Raw genomic sequence first — 20,757 nt, 5'->3', positions numbered from 1 at the left:
TTCTTAACAAAATTATAATATTTCTTAACATTAGAATAATATTTTCTTAACTTTGGAAAGATAATATAAATACCATAGTAATAAAGAAATATTGGAGGAAGAATATGTTGAATAGAGGTTCAAAATTATTTATTAGTGCAATATTAGTATCGATGATTGGGGTATTATTTGTAGGATGTTCAAATAATAAGGAAAATGCAGAAGGAAATACAATTTCTATATCAGGATCTACCTCAGTGGGGCCATTAATGGAAAAAATAGCAGCTCAATATGAGAGCGAAAATGAAAATACATCAATAGAGATTAACCAAGTTGGTTCATCAGCTGGGATTAAAGATACAATAAATGGAGTTTCACAAATTGGTATGGCTTCCAGAGACTTAAAAGCAGAAGAGAAAGCAGAAGTTACAGGCACAATAATAGCATATGATGGAATAGCTTTAATAACACATAAAAACAATCCAGTTAAAGAAATAACATTAGAAGAGGTTAAAGGTATATATACTGGGAAAATAACTAATTGGAAAGAAATAAATGGAGGAGCAGATTTACCTATAGTTGTAGTATCTAGAGAAGAGGGATCAGGAACTAGAACTGCTTTCGAAGAAATAATTGGATATAAATCAGAAGACTTAGTAGTATCAGCAACAATTTCAGATGGATCAGGAAGTATAAAGACTACTGTTGCTGGTAATGAAAACGCAATTGGGTTTGCTTCGTTTGAATACTTAGATGATAAAGTAGGAGCATTAAATCTTGGGGGAGTAAAACCAGAAGCTGATCTTGTTAAAAATGGTCAATATAAATTAGCAAGACCATTTATACTAACAACTAAAACTTCAAGTGAAACAGAAAATAGCAAAAAAATAATAGATTATATATTAAGCGATGAAGGTCAAAAAATAGTTTCTGATAATAAGCTTATAACTATTAAGTAACATAGCAGAAGTTAAGGCGTTTGAAAAATAATAAGGCATGGAATATATAAATTGACTAGTCTTTTAAAAAGATTATCTATATTATAATTTTTTTAATTTATGTAGTATGCTCTAGGAGGTATTTGGTATGATAATTGCGAATGAAAAAAAAAATAATAGAAAATATATAATAGAAAATATATCGCATGCTGTATTTTTAATAAGTGCATTAATTGCAGTAATTAGTTTGCTCCTGATAATAGGGTTTGTATTTTATAAAGGATTAACACCTTTTATTAGTAAGGGGTACTCATTTAAAGAATTTTTGTTTGGTACAAAATGGGTTCCTAGTGCTGATAAATATGGAATATTGCCTATGATTTTAGCATCAGTATTTGGCACGGTAGGATCCCTAGTTGTAGGAGTTCCAATAGGTATATTAACAGCAGTTTTTATTGCAGAAATAGCACCTAAAAGTGTTGGCAAAATAATATCAACTGCAGTTGAATTGTTAGCGGGAATACCCTCTGTTTTATATGGAGTATTTGGACTCGCTATTATAGTTCCTTGGATACAAAAAACTTTTAATCAACCAATGGGACAAAGCTTGTTTGCAGTAATTATAGTATTATCTATTATGATGTTGCCAACAATAATTACTGTAGCAGAAACTGCAATTAGATCAGTTCCAAAAGCTTATAAAGAAGGTTCTTTAGCACTTGGTGCATCTCATATAGAAACAACTTTTAAGGTTGTAATTCCAGCGGCTAAATCAGGAATTCTAGCAGCTGTAGTACTTGGAGTTGGTAGAGCAATAGGAGAAACAATGGCAATAATACTTGTTGCAGGAAACTCGCCAATTATAGCGAATTCTATATTTGATGGGGTAAGACCTTTAACTACTAATATAGCATTAGAGATGGGATATGCATTTGGAACTCATCAAGAAATGTTATTTGCTACAGGTGTAGTATTATTTCTATTCATATTAGTATTAAATCTAGTGTTAAGTAAACTTTCGAGCAAGGAAGGTATGTAATTATGAGGAAGTTCAAAGAAAATATATTAAAGTCATTAGTATGGATGTCTGCAATTATTACGGTAATAGCCCTTGTAGCTATTCTTTCATTCATATTTATAAAAGGATGCAAATTAATAACATTTAAATTTTTAACAGCAAACTATTCACCTAGTGGGAGCGGTGGAATATTTCCAATGATAGTAACAACTATCTATACTGTAATATTAGCAGTAGGGATTGCAACTCCAATAGGAATATTAGCAGCTATATATCTTCGTGAATATGCAAAGCAAGGAATAATTGTTAAATTAATAAGATTTGCTACAGAAAGCTTAGCGGGGATACCTTCAATAGTATATGGATTGTTTGGATCTATATTTTTTGTAGTAACATTAAAACTTGGATATTCAATTTTAGCAGGGTCTTTGACAGTTGCTATAATTATTTTACCAGTTATTATACGTACTACTGAGGAATCTTTAAAATCAGTTCCAGATGCTTATAGAGAAGCATCTTTAGGCCTTGGAGCAACAAGGTTTCAAACTTTATATAAAGTTATTGTGCCAAGTGCACTACCTGGTGTTTTATCTGGAATAATTCTTTCTATAGGACGTGTAGTTGGGGAGTCAGCAGCAATACTTTTAACAGCTGGTACAGTTGCAAAAATGCCAAAAGGAATTATGTCTAGTGCTAGAACACTTACAGTGCAATCTTATTTAGTAACTAAGGAAGCAGGAGATATAGAACAAGCGGCAGCAGTAGGAATAGTATTAATAGTAATAATATTAGTTTTAAATACTATAGCTAAGTTAATTGCTAAAAAGTTTAGTAAGGCTAATTACTAATGTTAAGTAAGTTATTTTCTCAAAGGACTAATAGAAATATTATTAAGAGGTGTAAAAATGTCAAATAAAACACAAGCTAAGATACAAGTTAGAGATTTAGATTTATTTTATGGTGATAATCAAGCATTAAAAAAAATAAATATAGATTTAGAAGAAAATAAAGTAACAGCATTTATAGGACCATCTGGATGTGGAAAATCAACTTTTTTAAGAACACTAAATAGAATGAATGATTTAATTGATGGTGTTAAGGTAACTGGAGAAATAATAGTAGATGGAGAAGATATATATAAGAGTTCTGATGTAATTGCACTAAGAACTAAGGTAGGGATGGTTTTCCAAAAACCAAATCCATTCCCAATGTCTATATATGATAATATAGCATATGGGCCAAGATTACATGGTATTAAAAATAAAAAGATGTTAGATGGAATTGTTGAAAGAAGTTTAAAAGATGCAGCGCTTTGGGATGAAGTTAGTGATAGATTAAAGAAAAGTGCATTAAGTTTATCAGGAGGACAACAACAAAGATTATGTATAGCAAGAACTATAGCAGTATCTCCTGAAATAATATTGATGGATGAACCAACATCTGCATTAGATCCTATATCAACAAAAAAAATGGAAGAACTAATGGATGAATTAAAGAAAAAGTATACTGTAATAATAGTAACGCATAATATGCAACAAGCAGGAAGAATAGCAGATAAAACAGCATTTTTCTTACATGGTGAAATTATTGAGTATGGAAATACAGAAGATATATTTTATAAACCAAGAGATAAAAGAACAGAAGATTATATAACTGGTAGATTTGGCTAAAATAAATTATATGAGGTGATAAATATGAGAATAGATAGGGTGAAAATATTAAATGCAGATTTAATAAGTATGGCAAGTTTAGTTGAAAAGCAAATATACGATAGCATGGTTGCATTAAAAGAGCAGGATTTAATTCTTGCAGATAAAATAATTAAAAATGATGATAAGGTAGATGACATGCATAGAGATATAGAAGAAAAGTGTGTGAAATTTATGGCTACAGAATCTCCAGTAGCTAAGGATTTAAGACGTATATATACTACATCTAAAATTGTTACAGATTTAGAAAGAATGGCAGATCATGCAGTTGATATTTGCAAAATTGTAAAAAGGTTAAAGGGTGTTAGCTTTGTAGATGAAATAACACCGATATGGAGAATGGGTGATATAATTATTGAAATGATAAAATTATCCATTGATGCTTATGTAAATGGAGATGTAGATGCAGCTTATGAAATATGCCATATGGATGATAGTGTTGATGAGATTCATCAAGGTATGTTTGAAACGGTTTTAAAAAAAATGGTAAAAGATGACACTGCAATAAATCAAGGAACACAAATTCTTTTTATATCTAAATATATAGAAAGAATAGGGGATCATGTAACTAATATATGTGAATGGATTATTTTTTCTAAAAAAGGTACTTATGTAGATTTAAATGAATAATTTTAATAAAAGATAGAGGCTTTTTAAAAAGCCTCTATCTTTTATTAAATAACATTTGTTCTAATTAATTGACTATCAACTGTTATTAAGGTAATATAACATAAAGGTACTATGTTATTATAGGAGTGAAAAAATGAAAAACTTAATTACAAAAGTAGAACCAGGAAGCATTGCTGAAGAGGTTGGAATAGAAATTAATGATGTTCTACTAGCTATTAATGATACAGATATTGATGATATTATAGATTATAAATTTTTAATGCCTGATGAAGAAATAGTTTTAGATATAGAAAAACCAAGTGGTGAAGTTTGGTCTTATGAAATAGAAAAAGAGTACGGAGAAGATATTGGACTTGAATTTGGTGGAGGTATAATGGATAAAGCTAAAAGCTGCAGTAATAAATGTATGTTTTGTTTTATAGACCAATTACCAAAAGGAATGAGAGATACTTTATACTTTAAGGACGATGATTCAAGATTATCTTTTCTTCAAGGTAACTTTGTAACTCTTACTAATATGAAAGACGCAGATATTGATAGAATAATAAGGTATCAAATTAGTCCTATTAATATTTCAGTACATACAACAAACCCGGAGCTTAGAGTTAAAATGCTTAAAAATAGGTTTGCAGGTTCAATAATGGAAAGACTTCAAAAATTAAAAGATGCCGGAATAGAAATGCATGCGCAAATTGTTTTAATTCCTGGGGTTAATGATGGCGAGGAGTTAAAAAGAACTATAACTGAGCTTTACAGTTTAACACCTTATGTTAAAAATATTGCGGTAGTACCAATTGGTATTACTAAATATAGAGAAGGCTTAGCAAAAGTAGATACCTTTAACAAAGAAATGGCTAAAAAAGAAATAATCATGGTACAAGAATTTCAAAACAAATATATTAAAGAAACAGGAGTCCCATTTGTAAGACTATCAGATGAGTTTTATCTAACTTCAGGTATAGAAGTACCAGAAGAAAAATTTTATAATGGATATGAACAAATTGAAGATGGTGTAGGTATAATTAGATACTTTAGGGACAGAATTATAAATGATGTAGAATTCTTAAATAAAAACATTAAAGGAAGCTTTTCTTTAGTTACAGGAACTTTAGCTTTTAATGAAATAGATAGGGCTGCAAAATTAATAAATAATACAAATCCCAATATAGAAATAAAAGTTTTCAAAGTTATTAATAATTTTTTTGGCGAAACAATAACTGTAGCAGGACTTTTAACAGGAACTGATATAATAGAACAATTAAAAGGAAAAATAACATCGAAATATTTAATTATGCCAGATAATATGTTTAGAAAAGGATACGAATTAGGTCCTAAAAATGAACAAATAATGTTAGATGATATTAAAATGAAAGATTTAGAAGAAGCATTAGGTATTAAGATTATAGTTTGTGATTACACAGGTGATGATCTTATTGACATAATAAATACACATTGCAAGGAGGAAATATAATGGGAAAACCAATAGTTGCTATAGTTGGGAGACCAAATGTAGGTAAATCAACGTTATTTAATAGATTGGCAGGTAAAAGAATATCTATAGTTCAAGATACTCCAGGGGTAACAAGAGATAGAGTCTATGCTGAAGCTGAATGGTTAAATTACAATTTCACAATGATAGATACAGGGGGTATAGAACCTGCAAGAGAAGATTTTATTATGCAACAAATGAGAAGACAGGCAAACATTGCTATTGAAACAGCAGATGTTATAGTATTTATAGTTGATGGTAAAGAGGGATTAACTCCAGCTGACCATGAAGTAGCTAATATGCTTAGAAAAAGTAAAAAACCAGTAGTTCTTGTAGTTAATAAAATCGATAATATGAAAGATGAAGACAATGCTTGGGAGTTCTACAATTTAGGGATTGGTGATCCAGTTACTATATCTGCAGCTCAAGGTCTTGGTCTTGGAGATATGCTAGATAGAATAGTTGAGCCTTTTGATAAGGTGAAAGCTGATGAAGAAGATGATGATGTAGTTAAAATTGCTATGATTGGGAAACCAAACGTAGGTAAATCATCATTAATCAACAGACTTTTAGGTGAAGAAAGACTTATTGTATCAGAAATTGCTGGTACTACAAGAGATGCTATTGATAGTAAACTTGAAACTGATAAGGGTAAGTTCTTACTTATTGATACTGCAGGGCTTAGAAGAAAGAGTAAAGTTAAGGAAGAAATCGAAAGATATGCTGTAATTAGAACTTTTACTGCAATTGAAAGAGCTGATGTATGCATCTTAATGGTAGACGCTACTGAAGGTGTTACAGAACAGGATGAAAAGATAATAGGATTTGCACATGAACTTAATAAAGCTATAATGGTTATTGTTAATAAATGGGATCTTATTGAAAAAGATGATAAAACAATGCAAAAATATAAAGAAGAACTACAACTTAGCTTAAAGTTCTTAAAATATGCTAAATATCTGTTTATTTCAGCAAAAACTGGTCAAAGAGCACATAAGGTACTTGAAGTAGCTCAGGAATGTTATGCTAACTACAACAAGAGAATAGGAACAGGGGTATTAAACGAAGTAATAAATAGAGCTATTCTTATGAAAGAACCACCACTTATAGCGCTTAAGAGAGTTAAAGTTTATTATGCAACTCAAGTTGCTACAAAACCACCAAAATTTGTGTTCTTTATAAATGATTCAAGAGCACTACATTTCTCATATCAAAGATACCTAGAAAATCAACTAAGAGATAGTTTTGATTTCAGTGGTACTGGTATCCAAATAGAATATAGAGAAAAGAAAAACTAGATATGAAAAAAGTGACTTTTTTGGGAGGAGGTAGTTTTGGTACAGCGCTTGCCATACTACTTGCAAACAAAGGAAATATAGTTAATATATACGCTAGAGAAGACTCGGTAGTTAATGATATAAATAACAACAGAAGAAACGATAAGTATATTAAGGGCTTATGTATACCTGAAAATGTCATGGCTTTTACAAATTTAGAGGAAGCTGTTAAGGACTCAGATTATGTTGTCCTTGCAGTTCCATCACATGTAATTAGAAGCTTAAGTGCAAGTTTAAAGGGCAAAATTAGGAATAGTGTACCTGTAGTTAGTATTGCAAAAGGTATTGAACAAGACACTAACCTAAGATTATCTCAAGTAATAGAAGAAGAACTACCAAATCCAGTAGTTATTTTATCAGGGCCTAGCCATGCTGAAGAAGTAGCTTTTGGAATTCCAACAACAGTAGTAACTTCCTCAAGAGATATGATGTATGCAAAGGATATTCAAGATTTATTTATGACTAATAGCTTCAGGGTATATACTAATGAAGACTTAATTGGAGTAGAAATTGGAGGGGCTGTAAAAAATATTATTGCATTAGGAGCAGGTGTTTGTGATGGTATTGGATATGGTGATAATTCTAAAGCTGCATTAATGACAAGAGGAATGGCTGAAATAGTTAGAATTGGAATGAAGCTTGGTGGAAAGCCAGAAACATTCCTTGGATTAACAGGTATGGGCGATTTAATAGTTACCTGTACAAGTAAGCATTCTAGAAATAGAAGAGCAGGATTTTCATTAGGTAGTAGAAAAACTGTAGAAGAATCAATTAATGAAGTTGGAATGATTGTAGAAGGAATAAAAGCTTGCAAAGCATTTTATGAATTAAAAGAAAAGTTAGGGGTAGAAATGCCTATAACAGATGTTTTATATAAAATATTATTTCAAGGCGAAGATCCTAAAAAAGCCGTTGCTCATTTAATGGAACGTGGAAAGAAAAATGAAATATATTAAATAAAATAAGAAGAGAATAGCATTTGCTATTCTCTTCTTATTTTATTTAGAATTAGTTGTAACATTTTTAATTTTTATTGTAATTAGAAGTTTGAATATCATTTTGTAATGGGATATATAAAATAAAAATAATAGATATTAGTAATAAATTAACATATGAGTTCATAGTATTTATAGTAAGGGAGAGGAATTAAAGAGTGGTGAAAATATAAATATAAATTTTAATAAACTTGTATACTTTTTTAATAACTAGAATATATATATAGTGTTAAAAATATTTAGGAGGGTACAACGTGGACAGCTTTAATATATACAAGGATATTGCTGAAAGAACCCAGGGGGACATATATGTAGGAGTTGTGGGACCAGTAAGAACTGGAAAATCAACTTTTATAAAAAGATTTATGGACCTTATGGTTATACCAAAGATTGATAATGCCTATAAAAAAGAAAGAGCAAAGGATGAGTTACCACAAAGTGGGTCAGGTAAAAGTATTCATACAACAGAACCTAAATTCATTCCAAATGAGGCCGTAGAAATAACATTAGATGAGGATATTAAATTTAAGGTTAGAATGGTTGATTGTGTTGGCTATATTGTAAAGGGTGCACTTGGATATATGGATGGAGAAGAAGCTAAAATGGTTAATACTCCATGGTATGATTATGAAATACCTTTTGAAGATGCAGCTGAGATTGGAACTAGAAAGGTAATTACAGATCATTCAACTATAGGGCTAGTAATAACTACAGATGGTAGCATCACAGGTATAGATAGAGAAGAATATTTAGATGCAGAAGAAAGAGTTATTAATGAATTGAAGGCTATAAACAAACCGTTTATTGTAGTACTTAATACAAAGAATGTTAACGCTCCAGAAACTAAGGAATTAAGAAAAGAATTAGAAGAGAAATATAACGTTTCAGTTCAAGTTATTGATGTATATAGTATGAACCAAGAAGATATAGAAAAAATATTTAGACATGTACTTAAAGAATTCCCAGTAAAAGAAATAAATATAGATATGCCAAAATGGATTGAAAAATTAGAGGCAGAACATTGGTTGAAAAAAGATTTCTTTAATATAGTTAAAGTAATGTGCAAGGACATAAGTAGAGTTAGAGATATAAAATCGACTCTAAATTCATTTAAAGAAGAAGAGTACTTAGGAGCAACTGATTTAAGCGAAGTTAATTTAGGAAGTGGGACAGCAAGGTTAATGATGAAACCTAAAGAAGGTATTTTCTATAAAATATTAAGTGAAATATGTGATTTAGATGTAGAATCAGAAAGTGAACTTTTATCTTTAATTAAAGATCTTAATTTTGCTAAAAAGGAATATGATAAAATAAAGGATGCACTAGTTGATGTTAGAGAAACAGGATATGGACTTGTAGCACCGCAATTATGTGAAATGAAATTTGAAGAACCAGAGATGGTTAAACAAGGAAATAAATTTGGGGTTAAGCTTAAGGCATCAGCACCATCACTTCATTTTATTAAGGCTAATATTAAGACTGAAATCAGTCCAATTATGGGGTCAGAAAAAGAAAGTGAAGAACTTGTAAAATCTCTTATGGACCAATTTGATAAGGATCCTGCATCGCTTTGGCAAAGTAATATGTTTGGTAAATCCTTAGAGGTGTTAGTTAAAGAAGGATTACAAAATAAATTATATAAAATGCCAGAAGATGTTCAAGTTAAGATTCAAAAAACACTTCAAAAAATTATTAATGAAGGTAATGGCGGTTTAATTTGTATAATTCTATAATTTAAAATCTTAAAAACAAACCTTTTGAGAAAGTTCCACTTGGAACTTTCTTTTTTATTTTCAAGTATTATCACTATATAGTTACCTTGGGGAATATAATACAATATACAACTTTGTTAGAAATATTCAGTGCGCTACGCACAATAGAGGTATAGCATATGGAAAATAAATTTTACACCTATAAAAGAGTTGGATATTTTAGACGCAAAATGGCAAATGTTTTAGGCTTATCCTATAGTGGAGTAATATATGCTTCTCCAGGAGTACTTAAGCATATAAAGAATAGACATGGAAAACAGCTATCAAAAAAAGTGATAACAAATATTCTAGATGTTATAAAAAAAATAATTAATGAACCGGATTATATTGGAATATATAAACTTAGCAATAGTAAAGCTTCTATTGAAATTATTAAAAAAATTAATGTAAATATTTTAGTGGGGATAGAAGTAGATTTAAAAAAAGATTATATATATGTTTCTACAATGTACCCAATTACTGAGGAAAAAATAAAAAGTAAGTTGTATAGTGGGAGAATTGTAGAATGGAAGAAATAAGGGCTCTGAATAAAATAGGCCAGAATCTGACTAGTTAATTTTTTGAAGCTTTCTAGGTTCTTGAAAATAAAAGTTGAAACATGACTATGTGAAATGTATAATATGTATATTGTGTTGAATATTATTGAGGTGAGAAATGGCTCCTCATACGCTGAATTAATCAGTAAATAGAGGCGTAGGACGCTGTCCTGCCAATAAGATAAAATAAAGCTTTTGGATCATCCAAAAGTTTTATTTTTTGAAGATCCCTTAAATAAACATAAGAGGATTTAGGAGGAATAGTATGAAAAAAATAGCAGTAGTATTTAATGGTGGAACAATATCGATGAAGATAGATGAAAGAATTAAAGCAGCTGTGCCTAGTTTAACTGGTGAAGAAATAATGTCAATGGTAACTGGTATAGAAGATTTTGCAGAGGTTGAATCTTATAATTTCTCAAGTATGCCATCGCCGCATATGTCTGTGGAAATAATGCTTGAATTAAGCAAATTTGTTGAAGAGTTATTAAGCCGAGAAGATATAGATGGGGTTGTTATAACACATGGAACAGATACCCTTGAAGAAACAGCATATCTTTTAGACTTAACTTTAAAAACAGAAAAGGTTGTAGTAATAACTGGATCAATGAGAAGTAGTTCAGAACTTGGCTATGATGGTCCTTTTAATTTGGCAGCATCTATATGTACTGCAATATCAGAAGAGGCTAAGGGAAGAGGTGTCCTTGTTTGTTTTAATGGAGACTTGAATTCAGCAACAGAAGTAACAAAGGCCAATTCTATGGCTTTAAGTGCGTTTAGAACACCAAATTTTGGACCAATTGGAATGGTAGATAATAATAAAGTTCTTTTCTATAGAAATGTACAAAAAACAAATACATATGAAGTTGAAGAGTTAAGAGGTGAGGTAGCACTTGTTAAATGTGTTGCTGGAATGGATTCATCATATATTAATTTTATAATAGATAAAGGGGATAAAGGTATAGTAATAGAAGCTATGGGGAGAGGGAATGTCCCGCCTAAAATGATACCTGGAATAAAAAGGGCAATAAATAAAAATATCCCAGTAGTAATAGTGTCTAGATGTTTTGAAGGAAGAGTATTTGAATCTTACGGATATGAAGGCGGGGGGAAAATGCTTAAAGATCTAGGTGTAATATTTGGAGATACATTACCAGGTCAAAAGGCAAGAATAAAATTAATTCTTGCAATAGGAGCGAAACTTAAATTAGAAGAAATTAGAAATAGTTTTTAAATGATAAAAACAAATGTTAACAATATATGAACAAACTGTTGACAGATGTAACTATACTTTATTAATATGAAACTTGTGATTAATAAAGTATAAAATAAATTTGTTTTCAGGGAGGAAAGTATGGTTAAAAGTATGACTAGCTTCGGAAGAGCGAGTAGCAGGCAAGAAAGTAAACATTTATTTTCAGTAGAAATGAAAAGCGTAAATCATAGATACTTAGATGTTAACGTAAAAATGCCAAAGAGTATGATATCTTTAGAAGAACAAATAAGGAAATTAATTAATAAAAGTCTTTCAAGAGGTAAAGTAGACGTCTTTATTAATTTGAAAGGTAACTCTGAGGGAAATGGCGTTGCAAAAGTAAACTTAGATTTAGCAAAGAGCTATTTAAAATGTTTAATGGACATAGAAGAAAGCCTGGGAGTTAGAAATGATATTACTATTAACCAAATAGCAAGATACCCAGAAGTAATTAAAGTAATGGAAGAAGAAGATTCCATAGAAGAAATATTTAAAGAAATTAAACCACTAATAGAAGAATCTATTTTAATGATGGAAGAGATGAGGAAAGTTGAAGGCGAAAAGCTTAAAGAAGATATACTTTTAAAACTTTCAGAAATAGAAAATCTAGTAGAAGAAATTTCTAAAATTGCAGAAAAAGTGCCAATGGCATATAAAATAAAACTTGAAGAAAGATTAAAAAAATTACTTGATGGTATAGAAATTGATGAAAGTAGAATAGCATTAGAAATTGCAATTATTGCTGATAAGGCGTCAGTAGATGAGGAAATAACTCGTCTGCATAGCCACATACATCAATTAAGAAAAACTTTCGAAGAAGATGAAACAATAGGAAGAAAGTTGGATTTTATAATTCAAGAAATGAATAGAGAAGCGAATACAATAGCATCTAAATCTAGCGATGTTTACATGACAAATATTGTCATTAACATAAAGAATTTAATCGAAAAAATGAGAGAACAAGTACAAAACATTGAGTAACAAGGAGGAAAAAAATGGGAATTAAATTGATTAATATTGGATTTGGAAACATAGTTTCAGCTAATAGATTAGTTGCTATTGTTAGTCCTGAATCTGCACCTATTAAAAGAATAATCCAAGAAGCTAGAGACAGAGGAATGTTAATAGATGCAACTTATGGAAGAAGAACAAGAGCAGTTATAATAACTGATAGTGATCATGTTATTTTATCAGCAGTACAACCAGAAACGGTAGCACATAGACTTTCAAATAAAGATGGAACAGTAGATGAGGTTGACGAATAATGAATACAAATAATAGAGGCGTGCTAATAGTTATTTCAGGTCCATCTGGTGCTGGAAAAGGAACTATATGCAAAGCTTTATTAGAAAAACATAAAGACTTATACTTGTCAGTTTCCGCAACAACAAGATCGCCAAGAAATGGTGAAGTAGAAGGCGTAAACTATTATTTCCTTACAAGAGAGCATTTTCAAGCACAAATTAATGAAAATGGGTTCTTAGAACATGCAGAAGTTTATGGTAATTGCTATGGCACTCCAAAAGCAAATGTAGAACAAATGCTTGAGGATGGTAAGGATGTAATTTTAGAAATAGATATTCAAGGTGCTTTAAAAGTAAAAGAAAACTTCAATGAGGGTGTATTTATATTTGTACTTCCACCATCAATGGAGGAATTGAAACAAAGAATTATTAAACGAGGCAGTGAAACAAAAGAATCTTTAATGACAAGATTTAAATCTGCTTATCAAGAAATTAATTATATTTCTAAATATAATTATGCAGTAGTAAATGACACTGTTGAAGTCGCAGCTAGTAAAGTTGAAGCAATAATTGCTGCTGAAAAATGCAGGGTCGATAGAATAAAAGACACAATATTAGATTCTAAGGAGGGCTTTATTCATGAACAACTCTATGATTAATCCATCAATAATGGAGCTATTAGAAAAGGTAGAAGATAGATATACTTTAGTTACAGTTACTTCAAAAAGAGCAAGACAAATAATCAATGGTAGTGAACCACAAGTATTTACAAAATCACACAAAGCTTTAACAATTGGGATTCAAGAAATATTTGAAGGTGTTGTAGAATATCATAAGCTTACAGAAGAAGAACAAAAGCTAGAGGATGAAAAATAAAAATGAAAAGTAAAAAGTGTGTGGTTATTGGAGTAAGTGGAGGCATTGCGGTGTACAAAGCTCTTGATATAATTAGTGCTTTGAAAAAACAAGATGTAGATGTAAGAGTTATAATGACCGAGTCTGCAACTGAATTTGTTACACCTCTTTCTTTTCAATCTTTAAGTCAAAATATGGTAGCTACAGATATGTTTGCAGAACCTAAAGCTTTTGAAATACAACATATTTCTTTAGCTCAAAAAGCTGACCTTATGCTTATAGCGCCAGCTACTGCAAATATAATTGGTAAAGTTGCAAATGGCATAGCAGATGATATGCTATCTACAACAATAATGGCTACAAAAGCAAAGGTTATATTTGCTCCGGCTATGAATACAAATATGTATGAAAATGTTATAGTTCAAAGTAACATAGAAAAGCTTATATCTTATGGATATGAGTTTATAACACCAGGATCGGGCAGGCTTGCTTGTGGAGATGTTGGGGTTGGTAAACTAGCGGATGTTAATATAATCGTTAATAAGGTCTTAGAGGAGCTAAATAAAGCTACTAAAAAACAAGATTTAAAAGGGAAAAAAGTATTAGTGAGCGCAGGACCAACTATAGCACAGATTGATCCAGTAAGGTTTATTACAAATAGATCTACAGGAAAAATGGGTTATAATTTAGCACAAGAAGCAAAAGATAGAGGCGCTGAAGTTGTTTTAGTTTCAGGACCAACTTCTTTAGAAAACCCAAAAGGTGTTAAAGTTATAAATGTAAACACTAATGATGAAATGAAAGATGCAATTTTAGAACATTTTCATAATAGTGATATTGTTATAAAAGCCGCTGCAGTTGCAGATTATAAGCCTAAAGAGTACAGCACACAAAAGATAAAAAAAGGTGACGGAGATTTAAACTTAGTATTAACTAGGGATAATGATATCTTAAAGTTACTTGGAGATAAAAAAACTCATCAGTTATTAGTAGGCTTTGCAGCTGAAAGTAATAATGTAATAGAAAATGCGAAAAAGAAGTTAGAAAAGAAAAATCTTGATTTTATTGTAGCAAATGATATTACAGCTAAGGAAACTGGATTCGGTAGTGATGATAACAAAGTTATTATTATCTCAAGTACTGGAGAAAAGAAAGAACTAGACAAGATGAGCAAAAAAGAGGTAGCATCAAATATTTTTGACACTATTTTAGAAAAGCGCTAATTGCGCTTTTTCTTCTATATATAGTTTGGGAAGATACCTAAATAAAAGGTGTGATAAATTTGAAAACATATGCAGAAATAATAGTAAATAGTGATGTATTAGATATAGATAAACCATTCACTTATGAGGTAACAGAAGAATTTAAAGACCATATAAGGCAAGGACAATTAGTCAAAGTACCTTTTGGAGTTCGAAATACATTAACAGACGGATTTGTATTAGGTTTAAAATATGAAGATGATATAAAAGGTATGAGAATTAAAAAAGTTAAAAAAATTAGTTTTATAGAGCCTGTATTAACTAGTGATGATTTAAGCCTAATTGAATTTCTAAGAGATACTTATTTATGTAAGTATATAGATGCAATAAGACTTTTAATACCACAAGGGATATTGAAGGGAACTAAAAATAAAAGTAAAAAAGTGATTATATGGATTAAAGACATACAGGATAAAAATAAAGAAGAAAAGTATGGAGAAATATTAAACTATATAAAAGCTAATGATGGAAAGTTTACTAAAAGTGAATTAACTAAAGAAAAAAATTTGTCTTTATACAAAATTAATAAACTTATAGAAGAAGAATATTTAGGATGCCAAGAAGAAATAGTGTATAGGTATAATATAAGAGAATATAAGGCCTATGGAGAAAAAAAACTTACAGATGAGCAATTTATGGCAATAGAACAAATTAAAGCATCAAAGAATAATCTGTATTTATTAAAAGGGGTTACAGGATCTGGAAAAACAGAGGTTTATATGAAACTTGTTGAAGAAACTATTAAGAACGGTAATTCTGCAATTGTTTTGGTGCCAGAAATAGCACTAACTCCACAGATGATTGAAAGATTTAAAGGTCGCTTTGGAAAAGAGGTAGCCTTATTTCATAGTAGATTATCAGAAGGGGAAAGACATGATGAATGGCATAGAGTTCATGATGGAAATGCTAAACTAATAGTTGGAGCAAGAAGTGCACTGTTTTTACCAGCTAGGAACCTGGGATTAATTATTATAGATGAAGAGCATGAAAATACTTATAAATCAGAACAAAATCCTAAATATCAAACTAGGGAAGTTGCAGAGTTTTTATCTAGGCTAAAAGGCTGTAAGGTTATTTTTGGTTCAGCAACACCATCTATTGAAAGCTATTATAGAGCTATTTCAGGTGAAATGAAATTAATAGAGCTGAATAAGAGAGTAGACAAAAAACCTATGCCAAAAATGCAAATAGTAGATATGAGAAATGAATTAAAGTCAGGAAACATGTCTATATTTAGTAAGGAACTATATAATTCTGTTAATGAAGCTCTGAAAAATAAGGAACAAATTATTTTGTTTTTGAATAGAAGAGGCTTTTCTACATTTGTTTCATGCAGAGGATGTGGTTATGTATTTAAATGTCCTAACTGTGATATTTCAATGACATACCATAAAAATGGTTTTTTAGTTTGTCATTATTGTGGTAAAACTGAAAAGCAACCTAAAATTTGCCCAAAGTGTGAAAGTAAATATGTGAAATTTTTTGGATCTGGAACACAAAAGGTTCAAGATGAAGTAGTTAAATACTTTCCATCAGCCAGGGTTCTAAGAATGGATGTAGATACAACGAGGGGAAAGAATGCTCATGAAAATATCTATAATTCTTTTAAAAATGGTGAGGGAGATATATTAATAGGTACTCAAATGATATCAAAGGGGTTAGATTTCCCAAATGTAACTTTAGTTGGAATTATAGCAGCAGATATATCTATAAACATACCAGATTATAGATCAGCTGAAAAAACTTTTCAAATAATAACTCAAGTTGGAGGAAGAGCAGGACGAGGCGAAAAAGAAGGTAAGGTTATTATACAAACCTACACGCCAGATTATTATGGGCTGATTTATGCAAAAAATTATGATTATGAAGGTTTTTATAATGAAGAATTTGCATTAAGAGGGCTAATGGGTTATCCTCCATTTGGTAAACTATTATTAATTAATGGTTCCTCTAAAAATGAAGAACAGCTTAAAGTATTTATGAAGAACTTAGCAATAGAGTTAAAAAAGATAAATAATGAATATACTTATATTAATATGTTAGGACCAGTACCTTGTATTATTACCAAAATTAAGGATAGTTATAGGTGGCAAATACTATTTAAAGGGGAATTACCCCAAGAATTTTGCAAAAAAATCAAGGATAGGCTTTATGAATTTAATAAAAATGTATATAATGAGATAAGAGTCAGTATAGATATAAATCCAAATAATTTAACATAGGAGGGCTAAAGATGGCTATTAGAAATATAAGGGAAAATGGAGACGATGTTTTAAGAAAAAAGAGTAAGAATGTAGAAGAAATAAATTCAAGAATAATTACTCTTTTAAAAGATATGGCAGAAACAATGTATGAGGCAGATGGCGTTGGGCTTGCAGCAGTGCAAGTTGGAATTCTTAAAAGAATATTTGTAATTGATGCTTATGATGATGAAGGACTTAGAGTATTTATAAATCCAGAAATATTAGAAACAAAGGGTTCACAATTAGGAGAAGAAGGCTGTCTTAGTGTGCCAGGACAACTAGAAGATATAGAAAGAGCTAATTATGTAAAGGTAAAAGCTTTAAATGAAAGAGGCGAACAATTTATATTAGAAGCTGAAGAATTATTAGCAAGAGCTATATTACACGAATATGATCATTTAGAGGGAATTTTATTTATAGATCTTATAAAGTAATAAAGTGTTTTAAAAAATAATAGTTAGAGTTAGGTGTATATTGACAATTGTTAAAAAAACATGCCTAAAGGAGGGATAAAATTTTGAAAATAGTATTTATGGGAACCCCAGAATTTTCAGTTCCTTCACTAAAAAAACTTATAGAAACCTATGAAGTTTGTGCAGTTTTTACTCAACCAGATAAACCAAAAGGTAGAGGTAAAAAAATGGCGTATTCCCCAGTAAAGGAAGTAGCCTTAGAATATGATATCCCAGTTTACCAACCTATAAAATTAAAAGATGATAGAGAATGTATAGAAGCACTTAAATCATTAAATCCAGATTTTATAATTGTAGTAGCTTTTGGACAAATATTAACACAGGAAATTTTAGATGTTCCAAAGTATGCATGTGTAAATCTACATGCTTCACTATTACCTATGTATAGAGGTGCAGCACCTTTAAACTGGGCTATTATAAATGGAGAAAAGGTATCTGGTAATACTACAATGTTAATGGGGCTCGGGATTGATACTGGAGATATGCTTCTTGAAAATCAAGTTGAAATTACAGAACATATGATAGCTGGAGAACTTCATGATTTATTAATGAGTTCAGGGGGAGATTTATTAGTCCAAACAATAGAAGGATTAGTAAATAAAACTATTATTCCTAAAAAGCAGCATGGAGAAACTTTTTATGCTAAAATGCTTAATAAGGAAACAGGAAGAATAAATTGGAATAATTCTGCAAAAGATATTCATAATCTAGTTAGAGGATTGAACCCGTGGCCAATTGCACATACTACTTATGAAGATCAAACAATGAAAATTTATAAGAGTACTGTGATAAATGAGCAAAGTGATAAAGATCCTGGAACAATAATTAGAGTTGATAAAGAAGGGGTTAAGGTTAGCTGCTTAGAAGGAATACTTTTAATAGAAATAGTACAATTTCCAAATGGAAAACCTCTAACAATAGAACAATATATAAATGGAAAACCTATAAAAGAGAATATTAAATTAATATAATTGATATTAAGGAGATGTTTTTATGTATTTTGATTCCACATATTTGTTGTTAATTCCAGCTATGCTTATTGCATTTTGGGCACAAACAAAAATTAACAGCACTTATAATAAATATAGTAAAATAAGAACAGTAGGTGGAAATACAGGCGCAGAAATTGCACGAAGTATATTAGATGGTGCAGGGCTTTTTGATGTAAGGATAGAAAGAACAAATACAAAACTTGGGGACCATTATGATCCAAGGGATAGGGTAGTTAGACTCTCGCCAGAGGTTTATGCAGGGGCTACAATTGCATCTGCAGGAGTAGCAGCTCATGAGGTTGGGCACGCTATTCAACATCAGAAAAGTTACAAACCATTAGTACTTAGAACAACAATAGCACCAGTTGTAAATATTGGAAGTCAAGCTTCTATGATTTTGTTTTTTATAGGAGTGTTGTTTAGCTTTAAAGGGCTTACGACAATAGGAATAATATTTTTCTCAGTAACAGTAATTTATCAATTAGTAACGCTTCCTGTTGAGTTTAATGCTTCAACAAGAGCTTTATCAATATTAAAATCTAATGGGATATTATATGGTGATGAAGTAAAGGGAGCACAAAAAGTATTAGATGCAGCTGCTATGACATATGTAGCAGGAGCACTGATGGCTATTTCTCAATTAGTTAGATTAATAGCTTTAAGTAATAGATATAACGAATAATTAAAGAAAATGAGGTATGAAGGATGAATAGTAGAAATATAGCAAGAAAAATAATACAAAGAGTTTTAAGTGAAGGAGCATATTCAAATATTGTTCTTTCAAATGAATTAAATAACAATGAATTATCAGATAAGGATAAAGCGTTAGTGACAGAAATAGTATATGGTACTTTAAGAAGAAAAAAAACAATTGATGTTATAATAGCTAATTTCGTTAGAGATATGACACAAATGGATGATGGAATTGTAAATATATTAAGAGTTGCAATATATCAAATGCACTTCCTTGATAAGGTTCCGGGATATGCAGCTGTAAATGAAGCTGTTGAGGAAGCTAAAGATATTTCATTAGAAGGATCAAAATTAGTTAATGGAATACTAAGAAGTTATTTAAAAAATGAAAAAGAAATAACAGTAAAAGGAAATAGAATAGATGAGTTAGCTTATAAATATTCTCTTCAACCTTGGATGATAAGATTATTTATAAAACAATATGGAGAAGAAAAAACCATGCAAATTATGAGTGGTTTAAATGCAACTCCTAAGGTTACTGTAAGAATTAATGGCATAAAAGGTGAATATGATGATATATATGAAAAATTAGAAGAAGCTGGATATGAGATTGAAGAAGGTTACGCTTGCCCAGAAGCAATTTCAATTAAAGGTGGTAGCGGAATAGAAAAAAATCCTCTATTTGCAGAAGGTCTAATAACAGTACAAGATGAAAGCGCTATGCTAATAGCTCCACTTTTAGATTTACAAGAAGAAGAAACTGTACTAGATTTATGTGCAGCTCCAGGTGGAAAAACTACTCATATAGCTGAATTGCTTGAAAATACAGGGGAAGTTTTAGCTTTTGATTTATATGAAAATAAATTATCATTAATTGAAGAAAATGTAGCTAGACTTGGAATAACAAATGTTAAAACAGAGGAAATGGATGCATGTACATTAGATACTAGATTTATAAGTCATGCAGATAAAATCCTTATTGATGTTCCGTGTTCAGGCCTTGGAATAATAAGAAAGAAACCAGAAATAAAATGGAATAAAACAAGACAACAATTAAAAGATTTAGTTCCAATACAAAGAAAAATTATGGAAAATGCATGGCAATATCTTAAGCCAAGTGGGACATTAGTTTACTCTACATGTACACTAAATAAAGAAGAAAACGAAGAAAATATAAAGTGGTTCCTATCAAACCATAGTGATGCAACTGTGCAAAAAATATTCTTAGGTAAGAAAGATAACTTTATATATGATAAAGATGGAAGCTTAACTATAATGCCAAATGAATATATGGATGGCTTCTATGTAGCAAAAATTAAAAAGTCATATTAGGAGAA

21 protein-coding genes are annotated in these 20,757 nt (G+C 30.3%); all 21 read left to right on the top strand.

The window, feature by feature from the left end; all coding sequences use genetic code 11:
• Nucleotides 1–104 precede the first annotated feature (104 nt).
• Complete coding sequence (locus tag BLS77_RS08140) at nt 105–938, top strand: phosphate ABC transporter substrate-binding protein (RefSeq protein WP_089967984.1); 834 nt, start codon at nt 105–107, stop codon at nt 936–938.
• A gap of 127 nt (nt 939–1,065) precedes the next feature.
• The gene (pstC, locus tag BLS77_RS08135) at nt 1,066–1,956 is read left to right on the top strand and encodes a phosphate ABC transporter permease subunit PstC (RefSeq protein WP_089967981.1); all 891 of its coding nucleotides are present in this window, start codon (nt 1,066–1,068) and stop codon (nt 1,954–1,956) included.
• Between the two features lie 2 nt (nt 1,957–1,958).
• Nucleotides 1,959–2,783: a phosphate ABC transporter permease PstA gene (gene pstA / locus BLS77_RS08130; RefSeq protein ID WP_089967979.1), complete on the top strand. Its 825-nt coding sequence runs from the start codon at nt 1,959–1,961 to the stop codon at nt 2,781–2,783.
• Nucleotides 2,784–2,840: 57 nt separating this feature from the next.
• Nucleotides 2,841–3,605: a phosphate ABC transporter ATP-binding protein PstB gene (gene pstB / locus BLS77_RS08125; protein WP_089967976.1), complete on the top strand. Its 765-nt coding sequence runs from the start codon at nt 2,841–2,843 to the stop codon at nt 3,603–3,605.
• Between the two features lie 24 nt (nt 3,606–3,629).
• The gene (gene phoU / locus BLS77_RS08120; protein WP_089967973.1) at nt 3,630–4,274 is read left to right on the top strand and encodes a phosphate signaling complex protein PhoU; all 645 of its coding nucleotides are present in this window, start codon (nt 3,630–3,632) and stop codon (nt 4,272–4,274) included.
• Between the two features lie 133 nt (nt 4,275–4,407).
• Entirely contained in the window at nt 4,408–5,745 is a 1,338-nt protein-coding gene (locus BLS77_RS08115) for a DUF512 domain-containing protein (protein WP_089967970.1), read from the top strand.
• Complete coding sequence (gene der, locus BLS77_RS08110; RefSeq protein ID WP_089967967.1) at nt 5,745–7,061, top strand: ribosome biogenesis GTPase Der; 1,317 nt, start codon at nt 5,745–5,747, stop codon at nt 7,059–7,061. The genes BLS77_RS08115 and der overlap by 1 nt, the downstream gene beginning before the upstream one ends.
• Nucleotides 7,062–7,063: 2 nt before the next feature.
• Nucleotides 7,064–8,056, top strand: coding sequence for an NAD(P)H-dependent glycerol-3-phosphate dehydrogenase (locus tag BLS77_RS08105; protein WP_089967964.1), 993 nt, complete (start codon nt 7,064–7,066; stop codon nt 8,054–8,056).
• A 293-nt stretch (nt 8,057–8,349) separates the two neighbouring features.
• The gene (spoIVA, locus tag BLS77_RS08100; protein WP_089967961.1) at nt 8,350–9,828 is read left to right on the top strand and encodes a stage IV sporulation protein A; all 1,479 of its coding nucleotides are present in this window, start codon (nt 8,350–8,352) and stop codon (nt 9,826–9,828) included.
• A gap of 158 nt (nt 9,829–9,986) precedes the next feature.
• Entirely contained in the window at nt 9,987–10,385 is a 399-nt protein-coding gene (locus BLS77_RS08095; protein ID WP_089967957.1) for a PBECR3 domain-containing polyvalent protein, read from the top strand.
• Nucleotides 10,386–10,668: 283 nt separating this feature from the next.
• Nucleotides 10,669–11,637, top strand: coding sequence for an asparaginase (locus BLS77_RS08090; RefSeq protein ID WP_089967955.1), 969 nt, complete (start codon nt 10,669–10,671; stop codon nt 11,635–11,637).
• Between the two features lie 120 nt (nt 11,638–11,757).
• Nucleotides 11,758–12,639 (top strand): YicC/YloC family endoribonuclease, encoded by an 882-nt coding sequence (locus BLS77_RS08085; protein ID WP_089967952.1) that lies wholly within the window; start codon nt 11,758–11,760, stop codon nt 12,637–12,639.
• A 14-nt stretch (nt 12,640–12,653) separates the two neighbouring features.
• Complete coding sequence (gene remA / locus BLS77_RS08080; protein WP_089967949.1) at nt 12,654–12,923, top strand: extracellular matrix/biofilm regulator RemA; 270 nt, start codon at nt 12,654–12,656, stop codon at nt 12,921–12,923.
• Nucleotides 12,923–13,561, top strand: coding sequence for a guanylate kinase (gene gmk, locus BLS77_RS08075; protein WP_089967946.1), 639 nt, complete (start codon nt 12,923–12,925; stop codon nt 13,559–13,561). The genes remA and gmk overlap by 1 nt, the downstream gene beginning before the upstream one ends.
• Nucleotides 13,542–13,778 carry a DNA-directed RNA polymerase subunit omega gene (gene rpoZ, locus BLS77_RS08070; protein ID WP_089967943.1) on the top strand — a complete coding sequence of 79 codons (237 nt, stop codon included), beginning with the start codon at nt 13,542–13,544 and terminating at the stop codon, nt 13,776–13,778. Before gmk ends, rpoZ begins: the two co-directional genes overlap by 20 nt.
• 2 nt (nt 13,779–13,780) lie before the next feature.
• Entirely contained in the window at nt 13,781–14,980 is a 1,200-nt protein-coding gene (coaBC, locus tag BLS77_RS08065; protein ID WP_089967941.1) for a bifunctional phosphopantothenoylcysteine decarboxylase/phosphopantothenate--cysteine ligase CoaBC, read from the top strand.
• A gap of 59 nt (nt 14,981–15,039) precedes the next feature.
• A complete protein-coding gene (gene priA / locus BLS77_RS08060) occupies nt 15,040–17,241 on the top strand; it encodes a primosomal protein N' (RefSeq protein ID WP_089967939.1) in 2,202 nt (733 codons plus the stop codon).
• A gap of 11 nt (nt 17,242–17,252) precedes the next feature.
• Complete coding sequence (gene def / locus BLS77_RS08055; RefSeq protein ID WP_089967936.1) at nt 17,253–17,696, top strand: peptide deformylase; 444 nt, start codon at nt 17,253–17,255, stop codon at nt 17,694–17,696.
• Between the two features lie 83 nt (nt 17,697–17,779).
• Nucleotides 17,780–18,706 (top strand): methionyl-tRNA formyltransferase, encoded by a 927-nt coding sequence (gene fmt / locus BLS77_RS08050; protein WP_089967934.1) that lies wholly within the window; start codon nt 17,780–17,782, stop codon nt 18,704–18,706.
• Between the two features lie 22 nt (nt 18,707–18,728).
• Nucleotides 18,729–19,409: a zinc metallopeptidase gene (locus BLS77_RS08045; RefSeq protein WP_089967932.1), complete on the top strand. Its 681-nt coding sequence runs from the start codon at nt 18,729–18,731 to the stop codon at nt 19,407–19,409.
• A 23-nt stretch (nt 19,410–19,432) separates the two neighbouring features.
• Nucleotides 19,433–20,752 (top strand): 16S rRNA (cytosine(967)-C(5))-methyltransferase RsmB, encoded by a 1,320-nt coding sequence (gene rsmB, locus BLS77_RS08040; RefSeq protein WP_089967929.1) that lies wholly within the window; start codon nt 19,433–19,435, stop codon nt 20,750–20,752.
• The last annotated feature ends 5 nt before the right edge of the window (nt 20,753–20,757 follow it).

Origin of the sequence: Clostridium gasigenes, from assembly GCF_900104115.1 — a bacterium.
GTDB classification, from domain to species: Bacteria; Bacillota; Clostridia; order Clostridiales; family Clostridiaceae; genus Clostridium; species Clostridium gasigenes.
The sequence above is the reverse complement of the archived record's forward strand: the minus strand, read 5'-3'. Positions and strand labels throughout refer to the sequence as shown.